The sequence below is a fragment of the Dechloromonas sp. ARDL1 genome (assembly GCF_051122455.1).
Taxonomy (GTDB): domain Bacteria; phylum Pseudomonadota; class Gammaproteobacteria; order Burkholderiales; family Rhodocyclaceae; genus Azonexus.
In genome coordinates this window covers 12,322-35,315 of the sequence record NZ_CP168940.1, presented here as the reverse complement: position 1 = coordinate 35,315, position 22,994 = coordinate 12,322, and the positions used below count along the sequence as shown (strand labels likewise).

The window sequence follows — 22,994 nt, the reverse complement described above, 5'->3', positions numbered from 1 at the left end:
CCATGAACGAACCCCACCTGATGGATGGCATGGTGGTCATGCCCCATGACGAATTCGAAACGCTGCTGGAGCGAGCGGCCGAGCGGGGCGCTCGTCACGCCTTGTCCGATGTCGGTCTGGACGGGCCGGACGCCGCCCGCGACATTCGCGAGCTGCGCAGCTTGCTCGATGCCTTCAACGAGGCTAAGAAAACCGCCGGCCTCACGCTCGTCAAGATGCTGGTAACCGGTCTCGTGCTGGCCCTCTTGGCCGGCACCATCGTCAAAATCAAACTGTTCGGAGGCCCGCAATGAGCCCGATCTTCACCACCCTGGCGCCCGGCCTCTTCGAAGCCGGCGCCAAACTCATCGACCGGCTGATTCCCGATCCGGCCCAGCGCGAGCAGGCCAAGCTCGCCTTGTTCCAGGCCGAGGGTCAGCAGGCCTTGCAGGAAATGCAGGTCAGCCTCTCGGCCATCCTGGCCGAAGCCAATTCGGCCGACCCGTGGACCAGCCGAGCCCGCCCGACCTTCCTGTACGTGATCTACGGCGTGATCCTGCTGTCGGTGATCGGCAGCATCATCGGCATCTGGTGGCCCGCCGAGGTGTTCCAGGCCGCCGAAAACCTGTCCAAGCTGCTCAATGCAGTGCCGGAGAGCCTGTGGTGGCTCTTCGGTGCCGGCTACCTCGGCTACACCGGCGCGCGCAGTTTCGACAAGTGGCGAGGCGTGCCCAGATAGACCCCGCCACCGACCGCAGCAAACATCATCCATAGACCCCGTCTTCATCGGCTTCCCTTCCCGGGCAGTAGGTGAAGGCGGGGTCTTTTGTCGTTTGTACGCACGAACCAGCGCGAACCATTAAACATTGTCTGTAAGCAATGGGGAGGTTATACTTGTCATAATAATTTTGAAGCAACGGCAGGGTGTTTGCGGTCTTTTAGGGAGGCTGCGATGTACCCCCCCCCCCCCCCGAATTCGGGTGCCTCAGATGACTTTCTGGGCGCTACGAGCGGGGGTTTTCACAGGTGGAGGCGGGTTGATGAATCAACTCATCGGTCAGGCAGGTACTGGCGAAGCATCAAGAATTGACTTGTTAAAAAGTCCTTTCAACCACGAGACCGGTTTCGTGGGAGCGGTAGCCATGCCCAAAATGGGCGCGCCAAGCGGTTCCGGCGTTGCCCAATCCAAGGTGGCGATTCTGCTGTGCACCTATCACGGCCAGCACTATCTCGCAGAACAACTCGATTCATTTGCAGCGCAATCCCACAGTAACTGGGAAGTCTGGGCTTCTGATGACGGCTCCAAGGATGACACGCACGCCATTCTTGAAGCCTATCAACAGAAGTGGCCAGACGGCCGATTGTCGATTCACTTCGGTCCAGCGGAAGGTTTTGCGGCGAATTTCCTGTCGTTGACGTGCAAAGCCAGCATCGACGCGGATTACTACGCCTATTCAGACCAAGACGACATTTGGGAGCCCAACAAGCTGGCCCGTGCAGTGGAATGGCTGAATACTCTGCCTGAAGACATTCCCGCGTTGTACTGCTCGCGTACCCGCTTGGTGGACTCCAATAACAACGAAATCGGCGTCTCACCGCTTTTTACCAAGCCGCCAAGCTTTGCCAATGCGTTGATGCAAAACATTGGCGGCGGCAACACCATGGTTTTCAATAACGCCGCGCGCAACCTCCTGCGCGAAGCGGGTGAAAACCTGCCTGTGATCACCCACGACTGGTGGGCATACATGGTGGTCACCGGTTGTGGCGGTCAGGTTTTTTACGACGCCGAGCCCACGCTCCGCTATCGCCAGCACGATGGCAACTTGGTAGGCATGAACGCGACCTGGCCGGCTCGTTTCAAGCGCATTCGCATGCTGTGGCAAGGCCGCTTTTCGGGGTTGGAACGACAGCAACATCGCTGCCTTGCGCGCTCTGAGCCATCGGCTTACTCCAGAAAATTTGGAAATACTGGAGCGTTTCGCCAGAGCCCGCGAAATGAGCCTGATCCCTCGTCTTATCCATCTCAAACGCAGTGGCATTTACCGTCAGACACTCCTCGGAAACCTTGGACTGGTTGCAGCTGCGGTTTTCAGGAAACTTTGACACATGGCAATTCTGGTCACCGGCGGTGCAGGCTTCATTGGCAGCAACTTCGTGCTCGACTGGCTGGGCGTATCGGACGAGTCCGTCGTCAACCTCGACAAGCTCACCTACGCGGGCAACCTGGAGAATCTGGCTAGCCTGCAGGGCGACGCGCGTCACATCTTTGTGCAGGGAGACTTGGGTGACCGCACCCTGGTGGACGGCCTGCTGGCCCAGCACAAACCGCGCGCCGTGTTGCACTTCGCCGCCGAAAGCCACGTCGACCGTTCCATCCACGGCCCCGAAGACTTCATCCAGACCAACATCGTCGGCACCTTCCGCCTGTTGGAAGCCGTGCGGGCCTACTGGTCGGCCTTGCCCGAGGCCGAACAAGCTGCCTTCCGCTTCCTACACGTCAGCACCGACGAGGTCTACGGCACCCTGTCGAAAAACGATCCGCCGTTTGCCGAAGACAACGCCTACGAGCCCAACAGCCCCTACAGCGCCAGCAAAGCCGCCAGCGACCACCTGGTGCGTGCCTGGCACCACACCTACGGCTTGCCGGTGCTCACCACCAACTGCAGCAACAACTACGGGCCCTTCCACTTCCCGGAAAAACTCATCCCGCTCATGATCGTCAACGCCCTGGCTGGCAAACCCTTGCCGGTCTACGGCGACGGCCTGCAGGTGCGCGACTGGCTCTACGTGAAAGACCACTGCAGCGCCATCCGCCGTGTGCTCGAAGCCGGCCAACTGGGTGAAACCTACAACGTCGGCGGCTGGAACGAAAAGACCAACATCGAGATCGTGCACACCGTCTGCGCGCTGCTCGACGAGTTGCGCCCCAAGGCCGACGGGCGCAGCTACAAAACGCAGATCACCCACGTGCAAGACCGCCCCGGCCACGACCGGCGCTACGCCATCGACGCGCGCAAGATCGAGCGCGAACTGGGCTGGAAGCCCGCCGAAACCTTCGAGACTGGCATCCGCAAGACGGTGCAGTGGTACCTGGAAAACCACGATTGGGTTCAGCACGTACAAAACGGCTCCTACCGCGACTGGGTCAGCCAGCACTACGGCGAAGAGGTGGCTGCATGAGTCGCAAAGGGATCATCCTTGCCGGCGGTTCCGGAACGCGTCTACATCCGGCCACGCTGGCCATCAGCAAGCAACTGCTGCCCGTTTTCGACAAGCCCATGATCTACTACCCGCTCAGCACACTGATGCTGGCGGGGATCCGTGACATCCTCATCATCAGCACCCCGCAGGATACGCCGCGTTTCACTCAACTGTTGGGCGACGGCAGCCAATGGGGGCTCGAACCTGCAATATGCCGTGCAGCCCAGCCCGGACGGCCTGGCCCAGGCCTTTCTGATTGGCAGGGAATTCATCGGCAAACACCCATCCGCGCTCGTGCTGGGTGACAACATCTTCTACGGCCACGACTTTCACCACCTGCTGGCCAACGCCATGGCCCGTAACGTGGGTGCCAGCGTGTTTGCGTACCACGTGCATGATCCGGAGCGTTACGGCGTGGCGGAGTTCGATGCGTATGGCAAGGTACTGTCTCTAGAAGAAAAGCCTAGACAACCCAAGTCCAACTATGCCGTTACCGGGCTCTATTTTTACGACGATCAAGTGGTTGATTTGGCCAAGACCCTCAAGCCCTCACCGCGCGGCGAACTGGAAATCACCGATCTCAATAGGCTGTATCTGGGACAGGAACAACTCAGCGTGGAGATCATGGGCCGTGGCTATGCCTGGCTCGACACTGGAACCCACGAATCTCTGCTCGATGCCAGCCAGTTCATTGCTACCCTCGAAAACCGCCAGGGCCTGAAGGTCGCCTGCCCCGAGGAGATCGCTTACCGAAAAGGCTGGATCAGTGCCGGGCAGCTCGAGGCACTGGCCCAGCCCCTGACCAAGAACGGCTATGGCCAGTATCTGCTGAGAATCCTCAAGGAAAACGTATTCTGATGAAGGCAATACCACTCGCCATCCCTGATGTCGTACTCATCGAGCCCCAAGTGTTCGGTGACGAGCGCGGCTTCTTTTTTGAAAGCTTCAACCAAGCGCAATTTGAAGCAGCTGTCGGCAAGCCGGTACAGTTTGTGCAAGATAACCACAGCCGCAGCGTGAAGAACGTCTTGCGCGGGTTGCATTACCAAATCCAGCACCCCCAAGGCAAACTGGTCAGGGTTGTGCAAGGCGAAGTTTTCGACGTTGCGGTTGACCTCAGAAAAAGCAGCGAAACCTTTGGTCAGTGGGTGGGGGAAATCCTCTCGGCTGAAAACAAGCGGCAACTCTGGGTTCCGGAAGGTTTTGCTCATGGCTTTGTCGTGCTCTCGGATACTGCCGAGTTTCTCTACAAAACCACGGACTATTACGCGCCCGCTTATGAGCGTTGCATTCTCTGGTATGACCCCACACTCCGTATCCAGTGGCCTGATGGAATTCAGCCCATCCTCTCTGCGAAGGATGCCCAAGGCAAGGGATTAACCGAGGCCGAGGTGTTTGCCTGATGCGCGATTTTCTCGTCACTCCTGTCGAAATGGTGGCCAGCCTCTGGAGTAATCGCAGCCTCATCCATGCGTCGGCCAAGCGCGAGGTATTAGGCCGCTATCGGGGTTCTGCACTCGGTCTGCTTTGGTCTCTCTTCAACCCGTTGTTCATGCTGACGGTCTACACCTTTGTATTCAGTGTGGTCTTCAACGCCCGGTGGGGCGGCGGCGGCAGTTCCAAAGTTGAATTTGCGCTAGTGCTCTTTGCTGGCTTGATCGTCTTCAACCTGTTTGCTGAATGTATTGGCCGCGCACCCAGCCTGATTCTCTCGAATCCCAACTACGTCAAGAAAGTAGTATTCCCGCTGGAGATTCTGCCGTTTGTCGTCCTACTAGCAGCGCTTTATCACGCCCTGATCAGCCTGGGAGTCTGGCTTGCTGCGTACATCGTGCTGTTCGGTGTGCCCCATGCCACCGTTTTTGTGTTGCCGATGGTCATCCTGCCGTTCACATTGTTCATCATGGGGTTGAGTTGGGCCTTGGCCTCACTCGGGGTCTTTCTGCGAGATGTCTCGCAGTTCATCGGTGTTGTTGTCACTACGCTGATGTTTCTGAGCCCAGTCTTTTACCCGGCCAGCGCTCTGCCCGAAAGTTTCCGCCACCTTCTGTACATCAACCCGCTCACTCCTGTGATCGAGATGACAAGGGATGTGCTTTTCTGGGGCAACATGCCGAACTTCACTATGCTGGCCATCTATTGGCTGGCGACAGGGTTCATCGCTTGGCTGGGCTTTGCATGGTTCCAGAAGACCAGAAAGGGCTTTGCCGATGTCCTCTGAAATCGCTATCAAGGTCGAGGGCTTGAGCAAGTGCTTCCAGATCTACGATACCCCCCGAGATCGCCTTAAGCAGTTTGTCATGCCGCGCCTTCAACGCATGCTTGGCTTCTCGCCCAAGCAGCATTACCGAGAGTTCTGGGCTCTGAAGGACGTCTCGTTCCAGGTAAAGAAGGGAGAGACCGTTGGGATCGTCGGCCGTAACGGGAGTGGCAAATCCACGCTGCTGCAGATTATTTGCGGCACGCTCAATCCGACCGAAGGTATGGTCACCGCGCATGGTCGAATTGCTGCTCTACTGGAGCTGGGGTCGGGATTCAACCCCGAGTTCACGGGGCGTGAAAACATCCACATGAATGCAGCGGTTCTCGGGTTGTCCGAGGAGGAAATTGACGCCCGGTTTGATGAAATTGTCTCCTTCGCTGACATCGGCGATTTCATCGATCAGCCAGTCAAAGCCTACTCCAGCGGGATGGTCGTGCGGCTCGCCTTCGCCGTGGCCATCAATGTGGCCCCCGAAATCCTGATTGTCGACGAGGCGCTTGCCGTGGGCGATGCTGCATTTCAACGCAAATGCATGCGAAAGATCAGCGAGCTGAGTGACGCCGGCGTCACCTTGCTGTTCGTCAGTCACGACATGGAAACCGTGAAGAAGATCTGCAGCGAGGCCCTCTATCTGGCCCGAGGTTCAGTGATCGAGTTTGGCGCTGCCAAGCAGGTCTGCATCTCGTATGAGCGCGATCTGTTCGGAGCATCCAGAAAGGCGGAAACGACGCAGGCCGAGGCTCTGGTCGATTCGGCTGAACTGGATCAGGCAATCCTGGATGAGGATTTGCTCCAAACCAATGAAAAGACTTACGGGGACGGCCGGGCGCAGATCATCGACGTCGCCATCACGAATCAACATCAGCAACGAACGAACATTCTGGCTCCGAACGCCTCTTACGTCTTCTCTTACCGAGCGGTATTTTCGGCGCCGGTTGCCCTGCCTGTATTCGGGATGATGATCACGAATCGAGAGGGCGTGTGTATCTTTGGCGCCAACACGCAAAATCATTCCGTATCCCGACGTCACTTCGACGAAGGTGACGAGGTACGAATCGAGTTTCACATTACGAATCACCTTGGGCCAGGAATTTTTTACCTCACCTGCGGAATTCATGCGCCGGACAGTAGCGATGGACTGATCTACTTGCAGCGCCGTATGGATGTACTCATATTCAAGGTCGGCTCGGACGATGGCTTGTCCATCGGGGGCGTGGTGAACCTCAATCCAAGGATTGAAGTAATTGAGAAAGTTTTATGATGTTAAGCGAGAAAATAGAAATGGCCGCACCGGATTTGACCTTCGTGCATTCGCTTTTCCGTTCCGGCAGCACCTACTTCTACAATGCACTGAAGCGAACCGGCAAGTTCCACATCTATCATGAGCCGATGCATGAAGTCATTGCATCGCTTGCAACCGCTTGGAATGAACTAAGTGGTCGCAAGGATCAACTGAAGTCAACGCTACGACATGATTTTTTGATTGGCGGCTACTTCGACGAGTTTTCTCATTTGCTACCCAGCATAAAAAAGACCTTCGATCAGAAGTTCAGCTTCGACTATTACTTCATTGATGCCGGCGACAAAGCATCTGATCTGAAGGCTTATATTGATTTGTTGGTCGACGGCGCATCACAGTTCCCAGTTCTTCAGTGCACACGTACTTGTGGACGAATTGGTTGGCTAAAAAAGAACTACAAGTCCAGCCATATCTACCTACTTCGAAATCCCTGGGATCAATGGTATTCCTACAAGGTTGACCCTTACATTGCTAACACCCCCCGCTTAACTTACTCATTAAGCAATGTCCCTGCACCGCTGAAGTCCGTGTTTGAGGCGAGCGGCGCCTGTCCATTGATTGGCCACAACACACAGGAAAAGGTTGCATACAGCTTCGGGCATCCCCTCACGCCCGAGCAGGATTACTTTCTGTTCTTCGGTTTCATGGCTGCACTCCTTTGTTTGTTGCCAGCAAGACTGCGATGTATTCATTGATATGGACGAGCTGAGTGCATCCGAAGGTTACCGGGTCAAATGTCTTGCCCAACTGGAAGATATTGGTATTCGGTCGATTGATTTTTCTGACGCTAAGTTACATCGCGCTATTTTCGATTACCGAGAGAGGGCGGGCTTCCGTATAGTGGAAGAGCAAGTCCTAGAGATTTATCGGCAACATGGAGTGCCTACTGGATTGGCACGTGAGTATTTGGAAAAGGCAGGTCAAGAATCCTTTGTTTCGATCAACAAATTGGATGCTCCTCCTACAGGAATTCTGGAAGACGCATACCGGATGCGAGAGCTGCTGTCGGCCCGCGACGGCCAGATCGCCAGTCTGAGCCAAGCGGTCAGCGAGCGCGACGAGTTGCTATCGGCCCGCGACGGCCAGATCGCCAGTCTGAGCCAAGCGGTCAGCGAGCGCGACGAGTTGCTATCGGCCCGCGACGGCCAGATCGCCAGTCTGAGCCAAGCGGTCAGCGAGCGCGACGAGTTGCTATCGGCCCGCGACGGCCAGATCGCCAGTCTGAGCCAAGCGGTCAGCGAGCGCGACGAGTTGCTGTCGGCCCGCGACGGCCAGATCGCCAGTCTGAGCCAAGCGGTCAGCGAGCGCGACGAGTTGCTATCGGCCCGCGACGGCCAGATCGCCAGTCTGAGCCAAGCGGTCAGCGAGCGCGACGAGTTGCTATCGGCCCGCGACGGCCAGATCGCCAGTCTGAGCCAAGCGGTCAGCGAGCGCGACGAGTTGCTATCGGCCCGCGACGGCCAGATCGCCAGTCTGAGCCAAGCGGTCAGCGAGCGCGACGAGTTGCTATCGGCCCGCGACGGCCAGATCGCCAGTCTGACTGATGAGACAGTGCGTCGTGGAGAATGGGCCTTAGGGTTGGATGCTGAACTGAGAGATGTGCGAGCAAAGCTTTTCAGCCGTGACAAGCAGCAATTCCTGGCGCTTGACTCTCCCCTTGCGTGAGGCGCGGCGTTGGATTTCGTCTCCAGCGCAGCAAGCAAAACGCTACACAAAAGCCACACTAAGGCTGGCGAAGCGCGTGTACCAATCCTTGCCGCTAGGCTATCAGACCAAAGCTAACCATCGACAACTTCTTGCCAAGTTCTTCCCACGTCTGCTACTTGCAACTGGTACGCCAGCGGCGACTATTCCTATGCTTGCAGGCACTCATGTGTCACCGCAGCATGGTTCCGTAGCCAAGTCGACAGAAGCTGCAACAGATCCAGTAACTCCCGCAGCCAGCTTTGTAATTCCTGCTTCGGATCGTCCGGAGGTCTCGGTCATCATCCCTGTATATGGGAAAGTTGATTACACATTGCGATGCCTTGTGTCAATTGCAGGCAATCAACCAAAAACTGCCTTTGAGGTGATCGTGGTGGATGACTGTTCTCCCGATGACTCTTTTGATGTCCTGTTCAAAGTCCAGGGCATTCGGTTGCTGCGCAACGAGCAGAATCAGGGCTTCATCCGTTCATGCAACAACGGTGCAAAGGCAGCGCGTGGTGATTACCTGTATTTCCTGAATAACGATACCGAAGTCACTTTCTGCTGGCTGGACGAACTACTTCGCACCTTCCGCGAATTTCCGGGCACGGGGCTCGCAGGGTCAAAACTGGTCTATCCCGATGGGCGCCTCCAAGAAGCGGGGGGCATCATCTGGCAGGACGGCAGTGCCTGGAATTTCGGGCGTTTTCAAAATCCTCAGCTACCTATTTACAACTACGCCAGAGAGGTTGACTACTGTTCCGGTGCCTCCATCATGGTCCCTAAGTCGTTGTTTGATGAGTTAAACGGCTTTGATGAACACTATGCCCCAGCATACTGCGAAGATTCCGACCTTGCCTTGAAGATTCGCGACAAGGGCTATCGAGTCATCTATCAACCCCTGTCCATCGTCATTCACTTTGAAGGGATAACTTCGGGGACGGATACCACCCTGGGCGTAAAGGCCCACCAAATCGAAAATACAAGGAAGCTGTTCGAACGCTGGCAAGAGCGGCTCAAAGCCCATCAAGCATCTGGGACTGATGTAGACAATGCCAAAGACCGCAGGGCGAAGCGCCGCGTGCTGGTGCTCGACCACTGCACCCCCACGCCCGACCAAGATGCTGGCTCGGTAACGGTATTTAATCTACTGCTGTTGTTAAGGGAGATGGACTTCCAAGTCACGTTTATCCCTGAAGACAATTTTCTTTACATGCCCGAGTACACCACCGCATTGCAGCGGGCAGGTATTGAAGTGCTCTACGCCCCTTATGTCACCAATGTGGAGCAGCACCTGAAAGAGTACGGTGCACGATATGACCTAGCATTCCTTTTCAGGCCGGGGGTCGTCGAGCGCCACCTAAAAATCGTTCGCCAATACTGCACTAAAGCCAAGGTGCTCTTCCATACCGTGGACTTGCACTTCTTGCGCATGTCGCGCGAAGCTGAGCTTCAATCAGACAATGCCAAACAAAAGGCAGCAGACGAAATGCGGCAGCGCGAGCTGGCAGCGATCCGTGCCGTCGATGCCACCATCGTACACAGCACAGCCGAACTGGAAATCCTTTGGCCTCTGTTGCCCGAGGCCAAGCTTCATGTGTTCCCCTTGATCATGGATGTCAAAGGGTCGAGCAAGATCTTTGCAGAGCGCAGAGATATTGTCTTTGTCGGCGGCTATCAACATACTCCTAACGTCGATGCGGTGAAATATTTTGTAGAAGATGTCATGCCTTTGCTGCGCAAAAAACTCACTGGCGTGCACTTTTACGCAGTTGGCAGCAAGCCACCTGCCGCTATACAAGCGCTGGCAGCGGAAGACGTCATTGTTACGGGCTTTGTAGAAGACCTGACGCCACTGCTCGACAGGATGCGTGTATCGGTTGCCCCTCTGCGCTATGGAGCTGGTATTAAGGGCAAGATCGGCACCGCAATGGCCGTTGGGTTGCCCGTTGTAGCCACCTCACTAGCGGCAGAGGGAATGTCGCTCACCGATGGTGAAAATATTTTGGTGGCTGACGATGCAGAAGCCCTTGCTGCTGCGATTGCCAGAATCTACCAAGATGAAGCGCTGTGGAACCGTATTAGCGAAAATGGAGTGGATTTTGCTGAGCAATCGTGGGGAGCCGAGGCAGCTTGGAATAAACTTGCGAGAATTCTTTGTGAGTTGGGTTTTTTATTACAGCGCGGAAACAGACAGTTAATTCTTTATGGGGCCGATCGTAGTGATGGAAAAAAAGTTGCGACGACAAATCTTAAGTCGCCAGCCTTGAAGGCGGGTGTTGCTGATGATGAGTATCGTAAAAAAGTCCAACAAGAACTGGCCATCTATGAAAAGCAGGTAAATGTTCACGATCTTCCAGATATTTACCATTATTGGTCCAATAAATACTTGGCTCCAATTTTTCGTGATGCTGGATTTTCGACGATTGCCGAATTTTTCTCATCTAATCTTCTAGTTGCTGCAACAAGAACAGGTTGTACAAAAGCCTATTTTGTTAGCGTAGGGGCGGGAAATTGTGATTTGGAGGTCTCTATTGCCAAAAACCTACTCCAAGCTGGCTTGAGTGAATTTGTATTGGAGTGTCTTGAGATAAATCCTGTGATGCTTGAACGGGGTAAGCAGATAGCCAAAGAAAATGGTGTCTTGAGTAAGATGGTTTTTGTTGAGGCTGACTTCAATACGTGGCAAGCAAGCCGTGAATACCATGGGGTAATGGCAAATCAATCACTGCATCACGTAACCCAACTCGAAAATTTATTTGATCAAGTAAGAAATGCTCTGCATAGAGATGGAAGCTTTGTGATTAGTGACATGATTGGTCGAAACGGCCACCAGAGATGGCCGGAAGCATTGGAGATTGTTCAAAGGTATTGGAAGGAATTGCCGGATACAAAGAAATATAATCATCTTCTTAATAGATTTGAGGCTGAGTACGACAACTGGGATTGTAGTATAGAAGGCTTTGAGGGGATTCGTGCAGAAGATATTCTGCCCTTGCTTGTTCAAAGATTTCAGTGCGAAAAGTTTGTCGGTTTTGGGAATGTCATTGATATTTTTGTTGACAGATGTTTTGGTCACAACTTCAGCCGTGAATCCGAAGAAGATAAGGCCCTTATAGATAAAGTTCATGCAGAAGATGAAGCGGGATTTGCTGCTGGTACATTAACTCCGACGCACATGATGGCAGTTTTTTGTAAAACATTGCATTGTGAGTCATTTTATTCGCGAGGAATTAAGCCGCATGCCGTATTAAAATTCAGAGGGTTGGCGTGATGAGAACCAAATCGACCTTCTTTATAGTAGGTGCTACAGGTTACGTTGGTAGCGTCTTGTTAGCGAATGCCAACAAGTCGGGCTCTGCTCTTGGCACATCATCCTCTGGCGGAAAAGGCCTTCTGCCTGCTCCGCCTGGATGCGCCTGCTGATTTTGATTACGGCAATGTCCGTTCCGGTGATGTCGCGCTGCTAACAGCCGCCATTTCAGCGCCCGACATCTGCGCTCGTGAGCACGATCGTGCGTGGGCGGTGAACGTTACCGGAACGTCGAGCTTTATCCAGAGCGTTATCGATCGCGGTGCCCGCGTACTCTTTTTTTCCAGCGATACCGTCTATGGCGAGCGCGAAGATTCGTTCGACGAGTCAGCAGCGTGCAATCCGACAGGCGAGTATGCGGAAATGAAACGCGAGGTCGAACAACGCTTTTTCGGGCAACGCATCATTCAAGGCGATTCGTCTTTCATACGTGTTCTCTCGCGAAGACAAGTTCACCCGCTACCTCAGCCGGATGCGCCACGCGTCACGAGGAAGCCGATCTATTCCATCCGTTTTTCCGTGCCATCGTGCATCGCGATGATGTCGTCGAGGGCGCGTTGGCGCTGGCGGCTCGCTGGAATGACGTGCCTGAGCAGGTCATCAACTTCGGCGGCCCGCAGGTGCTTTCTCGGATCGAGTTCGCCGAATGCCTTCGAGAGACTCATCTCCATGACCTGCGCTTCAAGGTGACAGAACCCGGCGCAGACTTCTTCAAGAATCGCCCCCGTGTCATTGCGATGACGTCCCCAGTTTTATCCAGACTGCTTGCACGGCCGCCTCGCACGCTTCGCGAGGCTGCTTGTTTGGAGTTTGCGGCGTCTTCAAATACTGAGAGATTTTTATGAGCAAAAAAGTATTAATCACTGGAATCACCGGACAGGTGGGCTCTGCAGTCGGCTGACTTCGTACTCGAGAACACGTCGTACGATGTCGTCGGCATGATGCGATGGCAGGAGCCGATGGATAACCTCTATCACCTGACTGACCGGATCAATCGTAAAGACCGTATCAGCCTGCACTACGCCGATCTGAATGACTACTCGGCCCTTGCGCGCATGCTCAAGGCCGTTCGGCCAGATTACGTCTCGCACTTGGCCGCGCAGTCATATCCGAAGACCTCGTTCGACATTCCGATCGAGACCTTACAGACCAACATCATCGGTACCGCCAATTTGCTCGAAGCCATCCGCCAGCAAAAGGAGGCTGACGGTTACGACCCGGTCGTGCATGTTTGTTCTTCAAGTGAAGTTTATGGGCGCGCCAAGCCTGGGATGCCGCTTGCGGAAGACACGCCCTTTCATGGAGCGAGCCCCTACAGCATCAGCAAGATCGGCACGGATTATCTGGGCCGCTTTTACGGCGAAGCGTATCGCTTGCGCACCTTCGTTACCCGCATGGGTACGCATTCCGGCCCCCGGCGCAGCGACGTGTTCTTTGAGAGCACTGTGGCAAAACAGATCGCACTGATCGAGGCTGGATATCAGACGCCGGAGATCCGCGTTGGGAATCTTTCCAGCACCCGAACGTTCCAGGATGCGCGAGATGCGGTCAGGGCCTACTTCCTTTTGTTGGAAGCGAGCGCTCAAGGCAAGATAGCCTGCGGAGAATATTTCAACATTGCTGGTGAAGAAGCTTTCCAACTGCCTGAGGTGATCGATATCCTCCTTGGATTCAGCACCCGTACCGACATCAAGGTTGTGACCGATCAGGACCGGTTAAGGCCGATCGATGCTGACTATCAAATGTTCGATAACACCAAGATTCGTGCAGCGATCGATTGGAAGCCCGAAATTCCGGCCAGAAAGATGTTTGAAGACTTGTTGAACCACTGGCGCAGCGAAATTGCCAAGGGACGCATTCCACTGAATCGCTAAACGGAGAGATAAGATGCCTGTAGTTCGAGCCCGTGCACCTCTTCGCCTTGGACTGGCTGGTGGCGGCACCGACGTGTCTCCGTATTGCGATATCTATGGTGGTTTTGTGCTCAATGCGGCCATTGACCGCTACGCCTATGCGGTGATCAAAACCCTGGACGAGCCAGTGGTCCGCTTTATTGCTACCGACCAGCAGGTGGAGAAGGTTAGGCCGGCGGAAGTGCCGTTACCGCTTGATGGCAATCTGGATTTGCACAAGTCGGTGTACAACCACATCGTGCAAAACTTCAATGGCGGCAAGCCTATCCCGTTGGAATTGAGTACGTTCTGCGATGCGCCGGCCGGTTCTGGTTTAGGGTCATCCTTGACGTTGGTGGTGACCATGATCCGCGCCTTTGCGGAATTGCTGAACCTGCCCCTGGATGACTACACCATCGCCCACATGGCTTACCAAATCGAACGGGTGGATTGTGGGCTGCAAGGAGGCCGGCAAGATCAGTATTCGGCGACGTTCGGTGGTTTCAACTTCATGGAGTTTTACGCTGACGAGCGGGCAGTTATTAATCCGCTGCGCGTCAAGAACTGGATCCTGTGCGAGCTTGAGGCCTCCTTGGTGCTGTACTTCACCGGAGTGTCGCGTGAGTCGGCGCACATCATCGCGGACCAGAGTAGCAATGTGAAGTCCGGTGCGGCAGATGCGCTGGAGGCGATGCATGGCATCAAGCGTGAGGCCCTTGCGATGAAAGAATGCTTGTTGCGGGGGGACTTTGAGGGCTTGGTGGAGTCTATGCGCCTAGGCTGGGAAAACAAGAAACGTTTGGCTGAAAATGGTATCCAATCCGCACATCGATGCAATCTACGATTCGGCCCTTCAGGCCGGTGCCTTAGCCGGAAAAGTATCCGGTGCAGGTGGCGGTGGCTTCATGCGGTTCTTTGTGCCCACAGAAAAGCGCATGGATGTGATCCGCACCCTGAGTGGCTTTGGTGGGCAGGTAAGTAACTGTCACTTCACGAAACACGGTACGCAGGCATGGAGAATTTCATGAGAGATTACATCACTGGTCAGATTCAGGAGACCCAGCGGGTCATGTCGGCCATGTTGGCGGACGATTCGCTACTGGCGCGGGTGGCGGCGGCGGCCGAGGCTTGCGTCGCGTCCATGAACAACGGCGGCAAGATTTTGCTTGCCGGAAATGGCGGTAGCGCCGCCGATGCACAACACATTGCCGGTGAATTTGTCAGCCGGTTTGCTTTTGATCGTCCTGGTCTGCCTGCCATCGCGTTGACCACAGACACGTCCATTCTTACGGCGATTGGCAATGACTACGGCTATGACAAGCTGTTTGCTCGTCAGGTGCAGGCACATGCCCAAAAGGGCGATGTCTTCATCGCCTATTCGACCTCTGGAAAGTCTCCCAATGTGATTGCTGCGCTCCAGGAGGCGAAAAGCCGTGGCGTCGTATGCATTGGCATGACAGGTAACCGTGGAGGTCCGATGAAGGAGCTGGTGCGAATACTACCTAGACGTTCCTTCGGCTGACACGCCAAAGATCCAGGAAGGGCATGCCGTGCTGGGCCATATCCTGTGCGGCTTGGTTGAACAGGCACTGTTCAAGGCGCCCGCCTGATGGAGGCAATTGTTCTGGCCGGCGGGTTTGGCACACGGTTGCGCCAAGTGGTGGCAGATGTGCCCAAGCCGATGGCGCCTATTGCTGGTCGCCCGTTTTTGGAGATTTTGCTTGGCTCGCTCGCGAAAAAGGGCTTTTCGCGAGCGGTTCTCTCGCTGGGGTTCATGGCTGAAAAGATCAGCGGCCATTTTGGTTCCCGGTTCGCTGGGCTGGACATCGCATACGTTGTGGAAGACACACCCCTTGGCACCGGGGGCGCAACTCGGCTTGCCGCCGAGGCATGCACCCAAGACCATGTATATGTCTTTAACGGCGACACCTATCTCGACCTTGAGGTCGAACTGCTCGAACAGCAATGGCAGGTCAGGCGGCATCCGATCGTTGTCGGTAGGCAGGTGTCGGATACCGCACGCTATGGGCGTTTGGTTGTAGATGGCGATCGGATAACCAGTTTTGAAGAAAAGGGAATCACGGGCCAAGGCTTAATCAATGCGGGTTGCTATGTGCTGTCAAGAGATGCGCTGGCGAGATTCCCTCTGAACCAGGCCTTCTCCATCGAGACCGACTACCTTGTACCAGAGGTTGCGCGTGAAATGGTTGAGGTATTTGTGACCAAGGGAGTGTTCATCGACATTGGAATCCCCGCAGACTATGCGCGGGCGCAGACACTCCTTGCAGATCTATGAAGAGACCCGCGCTGTTTCTGGATCGGGATGGCGTGATCAATGTGGATCACGGGTATGTGCACACGCCAGAAGAGTTTCACTTCATCGACGGTATTTTTGACCTTGTGTCCGCCGCCAATCGGTCGGGCTACCTCGTTGTCGTGGTGACGAACCAGGCCGGTATTGGACGTGGCTACTACAGTGAGGCGCAGTTTCATAACTTGACTCATTGGATGAAGTGCAGATTCGCCGAGCATGGTGGACGAATCGACGGTGTCTACTTCTGCCCCTATCATCCGGAACACGGTATCGGTAAGTACCGCCGGGAGAGTGAATTCCGCAAGCCAGCTCCAGGCATGTTGCTGCAAGCCCAAAGTGAACTAGGGATCGACCTGGAGCGATCGATTCTTGTTGGCGACAAGCTGAGTGACATGGCGGCAGGCCGCTCAGCGGGAGTGGGGACGCTTTTTGCATTTCGGCGGCGAGCATGTCGGGGGCGACACCATCGCCATCAGTCAACTTTCCGAGGCGATGCGTTATGTGTGTGCGCCTGCAAGATAAAGGCTTATTTGTTTCACGCAGTCCTCTGTGTTCGTAACAGTTGAGTTAATCACCAAATCTGGGTTCGAAGGTCGTTCGTAGGGGCTGTTGATCCCCGTCATGTTTGGCAACTGACCACTACGGGCCTTTTTGTACAGCCCCTTGGGATCACGCTGCTCGCATACTTCCAGCGGCGTGTCCACGAACACTTCGATGAAGTTTTCAGCACCGATCAACTCCCGTGCCATTTCGCGTTCGGCCCTAAAGGGACTGATGAAGGCGGTCATCACAATCAGGCCTGCATCCATCATCAACTTGGCGACTTCCGCCACACGGCGAATGTTTTCGACCCTATCGGCGTCGGTAAACCCCAGGTCTTTGTTCAGTCCTTGCCGTATGTTGTCACCGTCCAGAATGTAAGTACGCTTGCCCTGGGCGTGAAGTTCCTTCTCCAGGACGTTGGCAAGGGTGGACTTGCCGGAACCGGACAGGCCGGTGAACCAGATGACTTTGCCTTTGTGGCCATTGAGGCGTTCGCGGTCTTCATGGGTGATGCTGAGTGCCTGCCGGTGCACGTTCTGCGCACGGCGCAGGTTGTGGCGGATCATGCCGGCGGCCACCGTGGCGTGGGTGAACTTGTCTACCAGGATGAAGCCGCCCAACGTGCGGTTGTCGTCGTAAGGGGCAAACACTACCGGCTTGCTCAGCGCCAGGTTGGCCACGGCAATGTCGTTGAGTGTGAGCTGTTTGCACGACTCATGCGCCTGTGTGTTCACGTTGACCTGATATTTCAGGCTGGTGAGGCTGGCGCTGGCCCACTGGTTGGCAAGCTTCATCTCGTAGGCCCGCCCCATATGACCGGGTTCATCGTGCATCCACACGAGCGTGGCCTCGAACTGGTCGGTCATCTCCAGCGGTTGTTCGGCCAGGGCCAACACGTCGCCGCGCGAGGCGTCGACTTCTCTGTCGAGCACCAAGGTGACGGCGTCGCCAGCATGGGCAATTGGCAAATCACCGTCTGCGGTGACCATCCGTGACAGAGTCGCCGTCTGACCAGACGCGGTGACTCGGATTAGATCGCCAACCTTCAATTGACCTGCTGCCAGGGTGCCACTGAAGCCCCGGAAGCTGGCATTAGGCCGATTCACCCACTGCACCGGGAACACAACTTTGTTGTGAACGGGTTGGGTGATGGGAAGTGTCCCCAGGCAACCCATCAAGGTGGGACCCTGATACCAGGGGGTGTGCCGGGAGCGCTCGGTGATGTTGTCGCCTTTCAGGGCCGATAGCGGAATGGGCGTGATGCTCGTGAAGCCGAGCGGCTGGGCCAGTATGTGGAAGTCGGCCACGATGGCGTCGAAGACCGCTTGCTGGTAGCCCACCAGGTCCAGCTTGTTGACAGCCAGGATGACCTGCTTGATGCCCACCAGCGACACCAGGTAGGCATGGCGCCGGGTTTGCGTGAGCACGCCTTGGCGGGCATCGATCAGCAGCACCGCCACATCGGCTGTGGAGGCACCCGTCACCATGTTGCGGGTGTATTGCTCGTGCCCGGGTGTGTCGGCCACGATGAACTTGCGCCGGGGCGTGGCGAAGAAGCGGTAGGCCACGTCGATCGTGATGCCTTGCTCACGCTCAGCCGCCAGGCCATCGACCAGCAAAGCGAAGTCAATGTCCTGCCCTTGGGTGCCGTGCCGCTTGGAGTCGGCCTGCAAGGCAGTGAGTTGGTCGTCGAACACCTGTTGTGATTCCCACAGCAAGCGACCAATCAGGGTGCTCTTGCCATCGTCCACGCTGCCGCAGGTGATGAAGCGCAGCAAGTCCTGTTGGGCTTGCTGGACCATCCAATCGTGGATGGTGGCGGTCTTGGGGCACCGATCCATCGACGGGTGTTTGCTTGCCGTGGGTGCTTTGGGTTGGCGTGTGGCTTTGGAAGGGGCTTTGTTCATGGCAGATGCAGCAGGGTTTGTGCAAGATGTTGGGCATGCAGGCGCAACTCGGGTACAGCGGTCGCTTCCCAGAGCGTTCCCTTGAGCAGCGGGCCCACGTACCACAGGCCCTCGACGGGATTCTGGTGGGTGTCTATGACCTGAAGGTCTGGTGTGACCCTCAGGCCCAGGCCATGGGTATCCGGTGCTATCCAGCCCTTTTTGAGTAGCTGAGCCATCAGTGGATTGGCGTGGCGTTGTATGTCGGTATTGGGTCCGATGCAGTTGACGATAGCGCAGACCTGCAGGGTGTTCACTTGCTGCGATCCCCTGCGCCGATACGCCACTTCAACCCCATCGGAAAGTTGCCGCAGGGTGGTGATTCGCCCTGCGATGACCTGAGCTCGACGCTCTGCCAGCAGTTGATCCAGCCGCTGGGCGGCCATGGGTGCGAGCCGATGGCGATGCACATCCCAGTGCGCCTGTAGATGGCGCAAGAATCGCCGTTGCTCATTTGCTGGCAGCGATTGCCAGAGTTGAGGCGTGTGCGGGCGCAGTTCATTCAAGGCATCGCGCCAATCACCCCCCTGTTGGGCCAGTGCTTTCAGGTGTTGGCGCAAGACCCGGGTGTAGGCCCGAACCGTGGGTGGCACATCGCGCAGATATTCTGGGAATGACTGAGGCTTGGGCGCGGTCGTCGATAGCCGGTGGCGATGCGGTAGCAGACCATGGCGAGACAGCAGGTAGATGGATCCTCGGTGCGGAGATTGCGCCAGGCAGAACAAGGCATCGACCGCTGTATGGCCGGTGCCCACGATCAACACCGGCTGATCGTTGGGCAGGCGGTGCATGTCGTCAAAGTTCCACGGGTCGATCACGTGCGCACCAACCTCTGGGTCCAATGGAATGGGGAATCGAGGCCGCTGGTGGCCCAGGGCCAGGACCACCTGGTCAGCAATCAATTGTTCTCCGCTGGCCAGTGCCACCTGCCATGTGGACTCGCCAGACTCCCCGATGGCGCGGTTCAATGCCACTGCTTCATCCACCCGCAGTTCGATCAGGCCCGGGCTGGCGACTTGGGTTTGCGACCACAGGCTTCGCAGGTACTGACCATAGAGCCGACGCGAGACAAAGGAGCCTGGCGACAGAGAAGGGTCGATGCGCTGGCAATACGCCACGAAGTGCCCAGGCTCATTGGCCAGGGCGCTCATGTTGCCCGCAGGGACGTTGAGCAACAGGTTGTCGTCGTCAAACCGATACGCCAGGCCGCGACCGATGTCTGGGGTGGGGTTAACGAGTGTGATTCGCAGGCGATTCGGTGTGCAGCTGCGCGCCAGATGGATGGCCGTGAGCGTGCCACTGAAGCCGCCACCGATGATGACCACGTGTTTGGGGCGAGCCATCAGAAGTAGCCTTCCTGTTTTTTCTTTTCCATGGAGCCAGCGCTGTCGGTGTCGATCTTGCGCCCCTGGCGCTCGGACTGGCGAGCGTGAATGATCTCCAGCAGGATGTCTTCCAGCGTCTCGGCTTCGGACTCCACCGCCCCGGTGAGCGGGTAGCAGCCCAGGGTTCGAAAGCGGACCTTCTTGATCTGCACCTCTTCGCCAGGCAGCAAGCGGCAGCGCTCGTCGTCCACCATCATGATCATCTCGGGCCGTACCACCACGGGCCGGGGCTTGGCAAAGTACAGCGGGACCATGGGGATGTTCTCCTGGTAGATGTACTGCCAGATGTCGAGCTCGGTCCAATTGCTCAAAGGAAAGACCCGGATGCTTTCGCCCGGACTCTTGCGGGTGTTGTAGAGGTTCCAGAGTTCTGGGCGCTGGTTCTTCGGGTCCCAACGGTGGGTGGACGTGCGGAAGGAGAAGACGCGTTCCTTGGCGCGGGACTTTTCTTCGTCGCGACGGGCACCGCCAAACACCACGTCGAATTTGTAATGGTCCAGCGCCTGCTTGAGGCCTTCGGTCTTGGTGATGTCGGTGTGCAGCGCCGAGCCATGGTCGAAGGGGTTGATATTTTTTTCGACGGCTTCGGGGTTGGTGTGCACCAGCAGGTCCATGCCGCTTTCGCGGGCCATGAAGTCCCGAAACAGGTACATTTCCTGAAATTTCCAGCGCGTGTCGATGTGCAGCAGCGGAAACGGCGGCGGTGCGGGGTAAAAGGCCTTTCGCGCCAAGTGCAGCATGACGCCACTGTCTTTGCCGATGGAGTACATCATCACCGGGTTCTGCGCTTCGGCCACCGCTTCGCGGATGATGTGGATGCTCTCGGCCTCCAGCCGCTTGAGGTGGGGGGACGGTGCCAGATCGGTTTTGGCGTTGCCGCTCAAGCTTAAGCCCGCAGGCAATACCGGGCGGTAGGCTTGCGGGCAGAGGTGGATGTCGGCGGTGCTGTTCATGTGACGCAGATGCGCCACCAAAGCACCATGGGGGAACACGGCAATGGGTTTGCCGATGTGGCGTTGCAGGTCGGCCAACGCTTGATGAACGGCTGCATCGTTCAGGTTAGCCAACGGCACCCAGAAACGGGCGCCGCGCGCGTCGTTGGCGTGCAGGCAGGGTTGGCCGCCAGGCAGGGGATTCAGTTGAACAAACAGTACCCGGTCGCGCCGCTTGCGCGCTTGCTCGATGGCCCAGTCCAGCACCAGCCGGTTGGTTGATCGATCGCGCTCGTCCAGTAGCAACTCGGGCGCCAGTTCCTGCGGCAGCAAGTCCATGGCGTTCAGGCGCCGCTCGGCCGTGCGTTTGGTATCGGCTTCGCCCAGCGATTGGAGGTGGGCGAAGGCGAGTTCGGTGTCCCACACCTGGGGGGCATCGAGGCCAAGCAGATTGGCATCTAGGTCTGTCGCAGATTGCTTTTTATTCATGTGCTTTATAGAAAATCGCTTGTGATACGATCGACATTCGTATTAAATCACAAACAAACACATAATGCGACAAGTGGATCGAGCCATATTGTTGGACAAGCTGCTGCCCGTTGTGCGCGCTGCGGGCGATGCCGTCATGGCGATCTACCAAGAGGGTGGGTCCCAAGTGGTATACAAAGCCGATGCCAGCCCGGTGACTGAGGCCGACCTGGCTGCCCATCGGGTGTTGGCAGCAGGGCTGGCGCCTCTGTTGCCGGATTGCCCAGTGGTATCCGAGGAGGATTCGGCTTCACTGGCAGCGAATGCTCCTTCGTACCGCTTCTGGCTGGTGGACCCGCTGGATGGCACCAAGGAGTTCATCGCCCGCAACGGCGAGTTCACGGTGAACATTGCCTTGATTGAAGATGCCCGATCTGTGTTTGGCGTGGTGTATGCGCCAGCCATTGATGCAATGTACTGGGGAGGCGCAGGCATGGGGGCATTTCGATGCATGGGTGCCCAAACTGTTGCGATCAAAGTGGCGGCTGCCGAGGCAGGGGGTGCATGCCGGGTTGTGGCAAGTAAGAGCCATCTCAATGAGGCAACGCGATCCTTGATAGATCGCTTGGGTGATGTCAGCCTGGTCCAGGCTGGCAGCTCGCTCAAGTTCTGCCGGGTGGCTGAGGGCGAGGCCGACATCTATCCTCGGTTGGCGCCGACTTGCGAATGGAACACGGCGGCAGCCCAGGCGGTGCTGGAGGGTGCAGGTGGGGTGGTCGTAGACCCTCAGGGCATTCCCTTGCTGTACGGCAAGCCCGACGTGCTCAATCCCTCATTCATCGCCACTCGTGATACAGCGCTGATCCCGGCATGATCGATACCGCGTATGCCCTGGCCGGTGCGTTTACTGGCTTTGTTGTAGGCTTAACCAGCGTCGGTGGCGGTGCATTGATGACACCGATCCTGCTGATCTTTTTTGGCGTGTCGCCGACCACGGCCATTGCGACCGATTTATGGTTTGCAGCTATCACCAAGCTGGTTGGAGCCAGGGTGCATCACACCAACGGCAATGTCGACTGGCAGGTCGCCAAACGCCTGTGGTTGGGCAGTTTGCCCATGGCTTTGCTGATTGTGGTCATCGTCAGCCTGGGGGCGCAGGTTGCGAAGGTGGACTGGTTGACGAAGGCGATTGGCGTGGTGGTGTTGATCACTGCCGTCGGGTTGCTTGTTGCTCCAAGGCTGGTGGCTTATGCCCGGTGGCGGCGGATTGGGCAGCCAGAACGTTTCAAGGCAATTCAACCAGCGCTTACGGTGATATCTGGCGGGGTGTTGGGTCTGTGCGTCGCCCTCACCTCGGTGGGTGCCGGTGCGCTGGGTAGTGTGATGTTGCTCTACCTGTATCCGCTGCGGATGATGCCGCATCGGCTGGTGGCAACCGACATCGTGCATGCCATTCCCTTGGCGGTGGTGGCCGGGTTGGGCTATCTGTTCGCGGGCATGGTGGATTGGTGGATGCTGGCCAGTTTGTTGGTGGGCTCTATACCCACCGTGCTTCTGGGAAGTTTGTTGGCCGGGAAGATAACTGGCCGAGGGGTTCAGATCGCCTTGGCGTTAGTGCTGCTTGCAGCGGGGGTGAAGGTGCTAATGTGAGAGGGAGGGAAGATGGATAGTCAGATCATCGCGGCGGCAATCGCCGTCGTTGGAACACTTGGTGGTGGATTGGTAACCGTTTGGGCTCAGCGCGAATCTAAAAGGATGGCCTCACTGGAAAA

At 56.5% G+C, this 22,994-nt stretch carries 17 protein-coding genes and 5 pseudogenes; 19 read left to right on the top strand and 3 right to left on the bottom strand.

Annotated elements, in window-relative coordinates:
- Positions 1 to 2 precede the first annotated feature (2 nt).
- The 17 genes and pseudogenes from AB6Q56_RS22390 to gmhB all read left to right on the top strand — a co-directional run bounded on the left by AB6Q56_RS22390 (position 3) and on the right by gmhB (position 16,514).
- On the top strand, positions 3 to 293 hold the full coding sequence (locus tag AB6Q56_RS22390; RefSeq protein ID WP_434515031.1) for a DUF6127 family protein: 291 nt from the start codon (positions 3 to 5) through the stop codon (positions 291 to 293).
- Complete coding sequence (locus AB6Q56_RS22385; RefSeq protein WP_056928961.1) at positions 290 to 718, top strand: holin family protein; 429 nt, start codon at positions 290 to 292, stop codon at positions 716 to 718. Before AB6Q56_RS22390 ends, AB6Q56_RS22385 begins: the two co-directional genes overlap by 4 nt.
- A gap of 403 nt (positions 719 to 1,121) precedes the next feature.
- Positions 1,122 to 2,082 (top strand): annotated as a pseudogene (locus tag AB6Q56_RS22380) (glycosyltransferase family 2 protein).
- A gap of 3 nt (positions 2,083 to 2,085) precedes the next feature.
- Positions 2,086 to 3,159: a dTDP-glucose 4,6-dehydratase gene (rfbB, locus tag AB6Q56_RS22375; protein WP_434515033.1), complete on the top strand. Its 1,074-nt coding sequence runs from the start codon at positions 2,086 to 2,088 to the stop codon at positions 3,157 to 3,159.
- Positions 3,156 to 4,038: pseudogene (gene rfbA / locus AB6Q56_RS22370) on the top strand (glucose-1-phosphate thymidylyltransferase RfbA). The gene rfbB and the pseudogene rfbA overlap by 4 nt, the downstream one beginning before the upstream one ends.
- Positions 4,038 to 4,583 (top strand): dTDP-4-dehydrorhamnose 3,5-epimerase, encoded by a 546-nt coding sequence (rfbC, locus tag AB6Q56_RS22365; RefSeq protein WP_434515035.1) that lies wholly within the window; start codon positions 4,038 to 4,040, stop codon positions 4,581 to 4,583. Before rfbA ends, rfbC begins: the two are co-directional and overlap by 1 nt.
- Positions 4,583 to 5,401, top strand: coding sequence for an ABC transporter permease (locus AB6Q56_RS22360; RefSeq protein ID WP_434515036.1), 819 nt, complete (start codon positions 4,583 to 4,585; stop codon positions 5,399 to 5,401). Before rfbC ends, AB6Q56_RS22360 begins: the two co-directional genes overlap by 1 nt.
- A complete protein-coding gene (locus AB6Q56_RS22355; protein WP_434515037.1) occupies positions 5,391 to 6,704 on the top strand; it encodes an ABC transporter ATP-binding protein in 1,314 nt (437 codons plus the stop codon). The genes AB6Q56_RS22360 and AB6Q56_RS22355 overlap by 11 nt, the downstream gene beginning before the upstream one ends.
- A 20-nt stretch (positions 6,705 to 6,724) precedes the next feature.
- A complete protein-coding gene (locus AB6Q56_RS22350; RefSeq protein WP_434517230.1) occupies positions 6,725 to 7,438 on the top strand; it encodes a hypothetical protein in 714 nt (237 codons plus the stop codon).
- Positions 7,439 to 7,733: 295 nt separating this feature from the next.
- On the top strand, positions 7,734 to 8,408 hold the full coding sequence (locus AB6Q56_RS22345; RefSeq protein WP_434517229.1) for a hypothetical protein: 675 nt from the start codon (positions 7,734 to 7,736) through the stop codon (positions 8,406 to 8,408).
- Entirely contained in the window at positions 8,341 to 11,703 is a 3,363-nt protein-coding gene (locus AB6Q56_RS22340; protein ID WP_434517228.1) for a glycosyltransferase, read from the top strand. Before AB6Q56_RS22345 ends, AB6Q56_RS22340 begins: the two co-directional genes overlap by 68 nt.
- 90 nt (positions 11,704 to 11,793) lie before the next feature.
- Positions 11,794 to 12,432 carry an NAD-dependent epimerase/dehydratase family protein gene (locus AB6Q56_RS22335; protein ID WP_434517227.1) on the top strand — a complete coding sequence of 213 codons (639 nt, stop codon included), beginning with the start codon at positions 11,794 to 11,796 and terminating at the stop codon, positions 12,430 to 12,432.
- A gap of 151 nt (positions 12,433 to 12,583) precedes the next feature.
- Positions 12,584 to 13,616: pseudogene (locus AB6Q56_RS22330) on the top strand (GDP-mannose 4,6-dehydratase).
- A 13-nt stretch (positions 13,617 to 13,629) separates the two neighbouring features.
- Positions 13,630 to 14,662 (top strand): annotated as a pseudogene (locus tag AB6Q56_RS22325) (GHMP family kinase ATP-binding protein).
- A pseudogene (locus AB6Q56_RS22320) lies at positions 14,647 to 15,244 on the top strand (D-sedoheptulose 7-phosphate isomerase). Before AB6Q56_RS22325 ends, AB6Q56_RS22320 begins: the two co-directional pseudogenes overlap by 16 nt.
- Entirely contained in the window at positions 15,241 to 15,930 is a 690-nt protein-coding gene (locus AB6Q56_RS22315) for a nucleotidyltransferase family protein (protein WP_434517232.1), read from the top strand. Before AB6Q56_RS22320 ends, AB6Q56_RS22315 begins: the two are co-directional and overlap by 4 nt.
- Positions 15,927 to 16,514 (top strand): D-glycero-beta-D-manno-heptose 1,7-bisphosphate 7-phosphatase, encoded by a 588-nt coding sequence (gene gmhB / locus AB6Q56_RS22310; RefSeq protein WP_434517226.1) that lies wholly within the window; start codon positions 15,927 to 15,929, stop codon positions 16,512 to 16,514. The genes AB6Q56_RS22315 and gmhB overlap by 4 nt, the downstream gene beginning before the upstream one ends.
- On the opposite strand, the gene cysN is transcribed toward gmhB, so the two are convergent.
- The 3 genes from cysN to cysD all read right to left on the bottom strand — a co-directional run bounded on the left by cysN (position 16,446) and on the right by cysD (position 21,243).
- The gene (gene cysN, locus AB6Q56_RS22305; protein ID WP_434517231.1) at positions 16,446 to 18,332 is read right to left on the bottom strand and encodes a sulfate adenylyltransferase subunit CysN; all 1,887 of its coding nucleotides are present in this window, start codon (positions 18,330 to 18,332) and stop codon (positions 16,446 to 16,448) included. The two genes, gmhB and cysN, sit on opposite strands and share 69 nt — an antisense overlap.
- 62 nt (positions 18,333 to 18,394) lie before the next feature.
- Positions 18,395 to 19,780 carry an FAD/NAD(P)-binding protein gene (locus tag AB6Q56_RS22300; protein ID WP_434515046.1) on the bottom strand — a complete coding sequence of 462 codons (1,386 nt, stop codon included), beginning with the start codon at positions 19,778 to 19,780 and terminating at the stop codon, positions 18,395 to 18,397.
- Positions 19,780 to 21,243: a sulfate adenylyltransferase subunit CysD gene (gene cysD, locus AB6Q56_RS22295; protein WP_434517225.1), complete on the bottom strand. Its 1,464-nt coding sequence runs from the start codon at positions 21,241 to 21,243 to the stop codon at positions 19,780 to 19,782. Before cysD ends, AB6Q56_RS22300 begins: the two co-directional genes overlap by 1 nt.
- A gap of 64 nt (positions 21,244 to 21,307) precedes the next feature.
- Here cysD and cysQ point away from each other — a divergent pair, with 64 nt between their 5' ends.
- Together cysQ and AB6Q56_RS22285 are read left to right on the top strand one after the other, a co-directional pair.
- Entirely contained in the window at positions 21,308 to 22,096 is a 789-nt protein-coding gene (cysQ, locus tag AB6Q56_RS22290; RefSeq protein WP_434517224.1) for a 3'(2'),5'-bisphosphate nucleotidase CysQ, read from the top strand.
- Positions 22,093 to 22,872, top strand: a complete 780-nt coding sequence (locus AB6Q56_RS22285; RefSeq protein WP_434515048.1) for a sulfite exporter TauE/SafE family protein — start codon at positions 22,093 to 22,095, stop codon at positions 22,870 to 22,872. The genes cysQ and AB6Q56_RS22285 overlap by 4 nt, the downstream gene beginning before the upstream one ends.
- Positions 22,873 to 22,994 lie beyond the last annotated feature (122 nt).

Bases quoted from the DNA above. Each gene is read 5' to 3' on its own strand.
- AB6Q56_RS22355 (WP_434515037.1), top strand. From the start codon at position 5,391: ATGTCCTCTGAAATCGCTATCAAGGTCGAGGGCTTGAGCAAGTGCTTC.
- AB6Q56_RS22340 (WP_434517228.1), top strand. From the start codon at position 8,341: ATGTGCGAGCAAAGCTTTTCAGCCGTGACAAGCAGCAATTCCTGGCGC.
- rfbC (WP_434515035.1), top strand. From the start codon at position 4,038: ATGAAGGCAATACCACTCGCCATCCCTGATGTCGTACTCATCGAGCCC.
- AB6Q56_RS22345 (WP_434517229.1), top strand. From the start codon at position 7,734: ATGCGAGAGCTGCTGTCGGCCCGCGACGGCCAGATCGCCAGTCTGAGC.
- AB6Q56_RS22285 (WP_434515048.1), top strand. From the start codon at position 22,093: ATGATCGATACCGCGTATGCCCTGGCCGGTGCGTTTACTGGCTTTGTT.
- cysD (WP_434517225.1), bottom strand. From the start codon at position 21,243: ATGAATAAAAAGCAATCTGCGACAGACCTAGATGCCAATCTGCTTGGC.
- AB6Q56_RS22350 (WP_434517230.1), top strand. From the start codon at position 6,725: ATGGCCGCACCGGATTTGACCTTCGTGCATTCGCTTTTCCGTTCCGGC.
- AB6Q56_RS22390 (WP_434515031.1), top strand. From the start codon at position 3: ATGAACGAACCCCACCTGATGGATGGCATGGTGGTCATGCCCCATGAC.
- rfbB (WP_434515033.1), top strand. From the start codon at position 2,086: ATGGCAATTCTGGTCACCGGCGGTGCAGGCTTCATTGGCAGCAACTTC.
- AB6Q56_RS22385 (WP_056928961.1), top strand. From the start codon at position 290: ATGAGCCCGATCTTCACCACCCTGGCGCCCGGCCTCTTCGAAGCCGGC.
- AB6Q56_RS22300 (WP_434515046.1), bottom strand. From the start codon at position 19,780: ATGGCTCGCCCCAAACACGTGGTCATCATCGGTGGCGGCTTCAGTGGC.
- cysN (WP_434517231.1), bottom strand. From the start codon at position 18,332: ATGGATCGGTGCCCCAAGACCGCCACCATCCACGATTGGATGGTCCAG.
- cysQ (WP_434517224.1), top strand. From the start codon at position 21,308: ATGCGACAAGTGGATCGAGCCATATTGTTGGACAAGCTGCTGCCCGTT.
- AB6Q56_RS22360 (WP_434515036.1), top strand. From the start codon at position 4,583: ATGCGCGATTTTCTCGTCACTCCTGTCGAAATGGTGGCCAGCCTCTGG.
- gmhB (WP_434517226.1), top strand. From the start codon at position 15,927: ATGAAGAGACCCGCGCTGTTTCTGGATCGGGATGGCGTGATCAATGTG.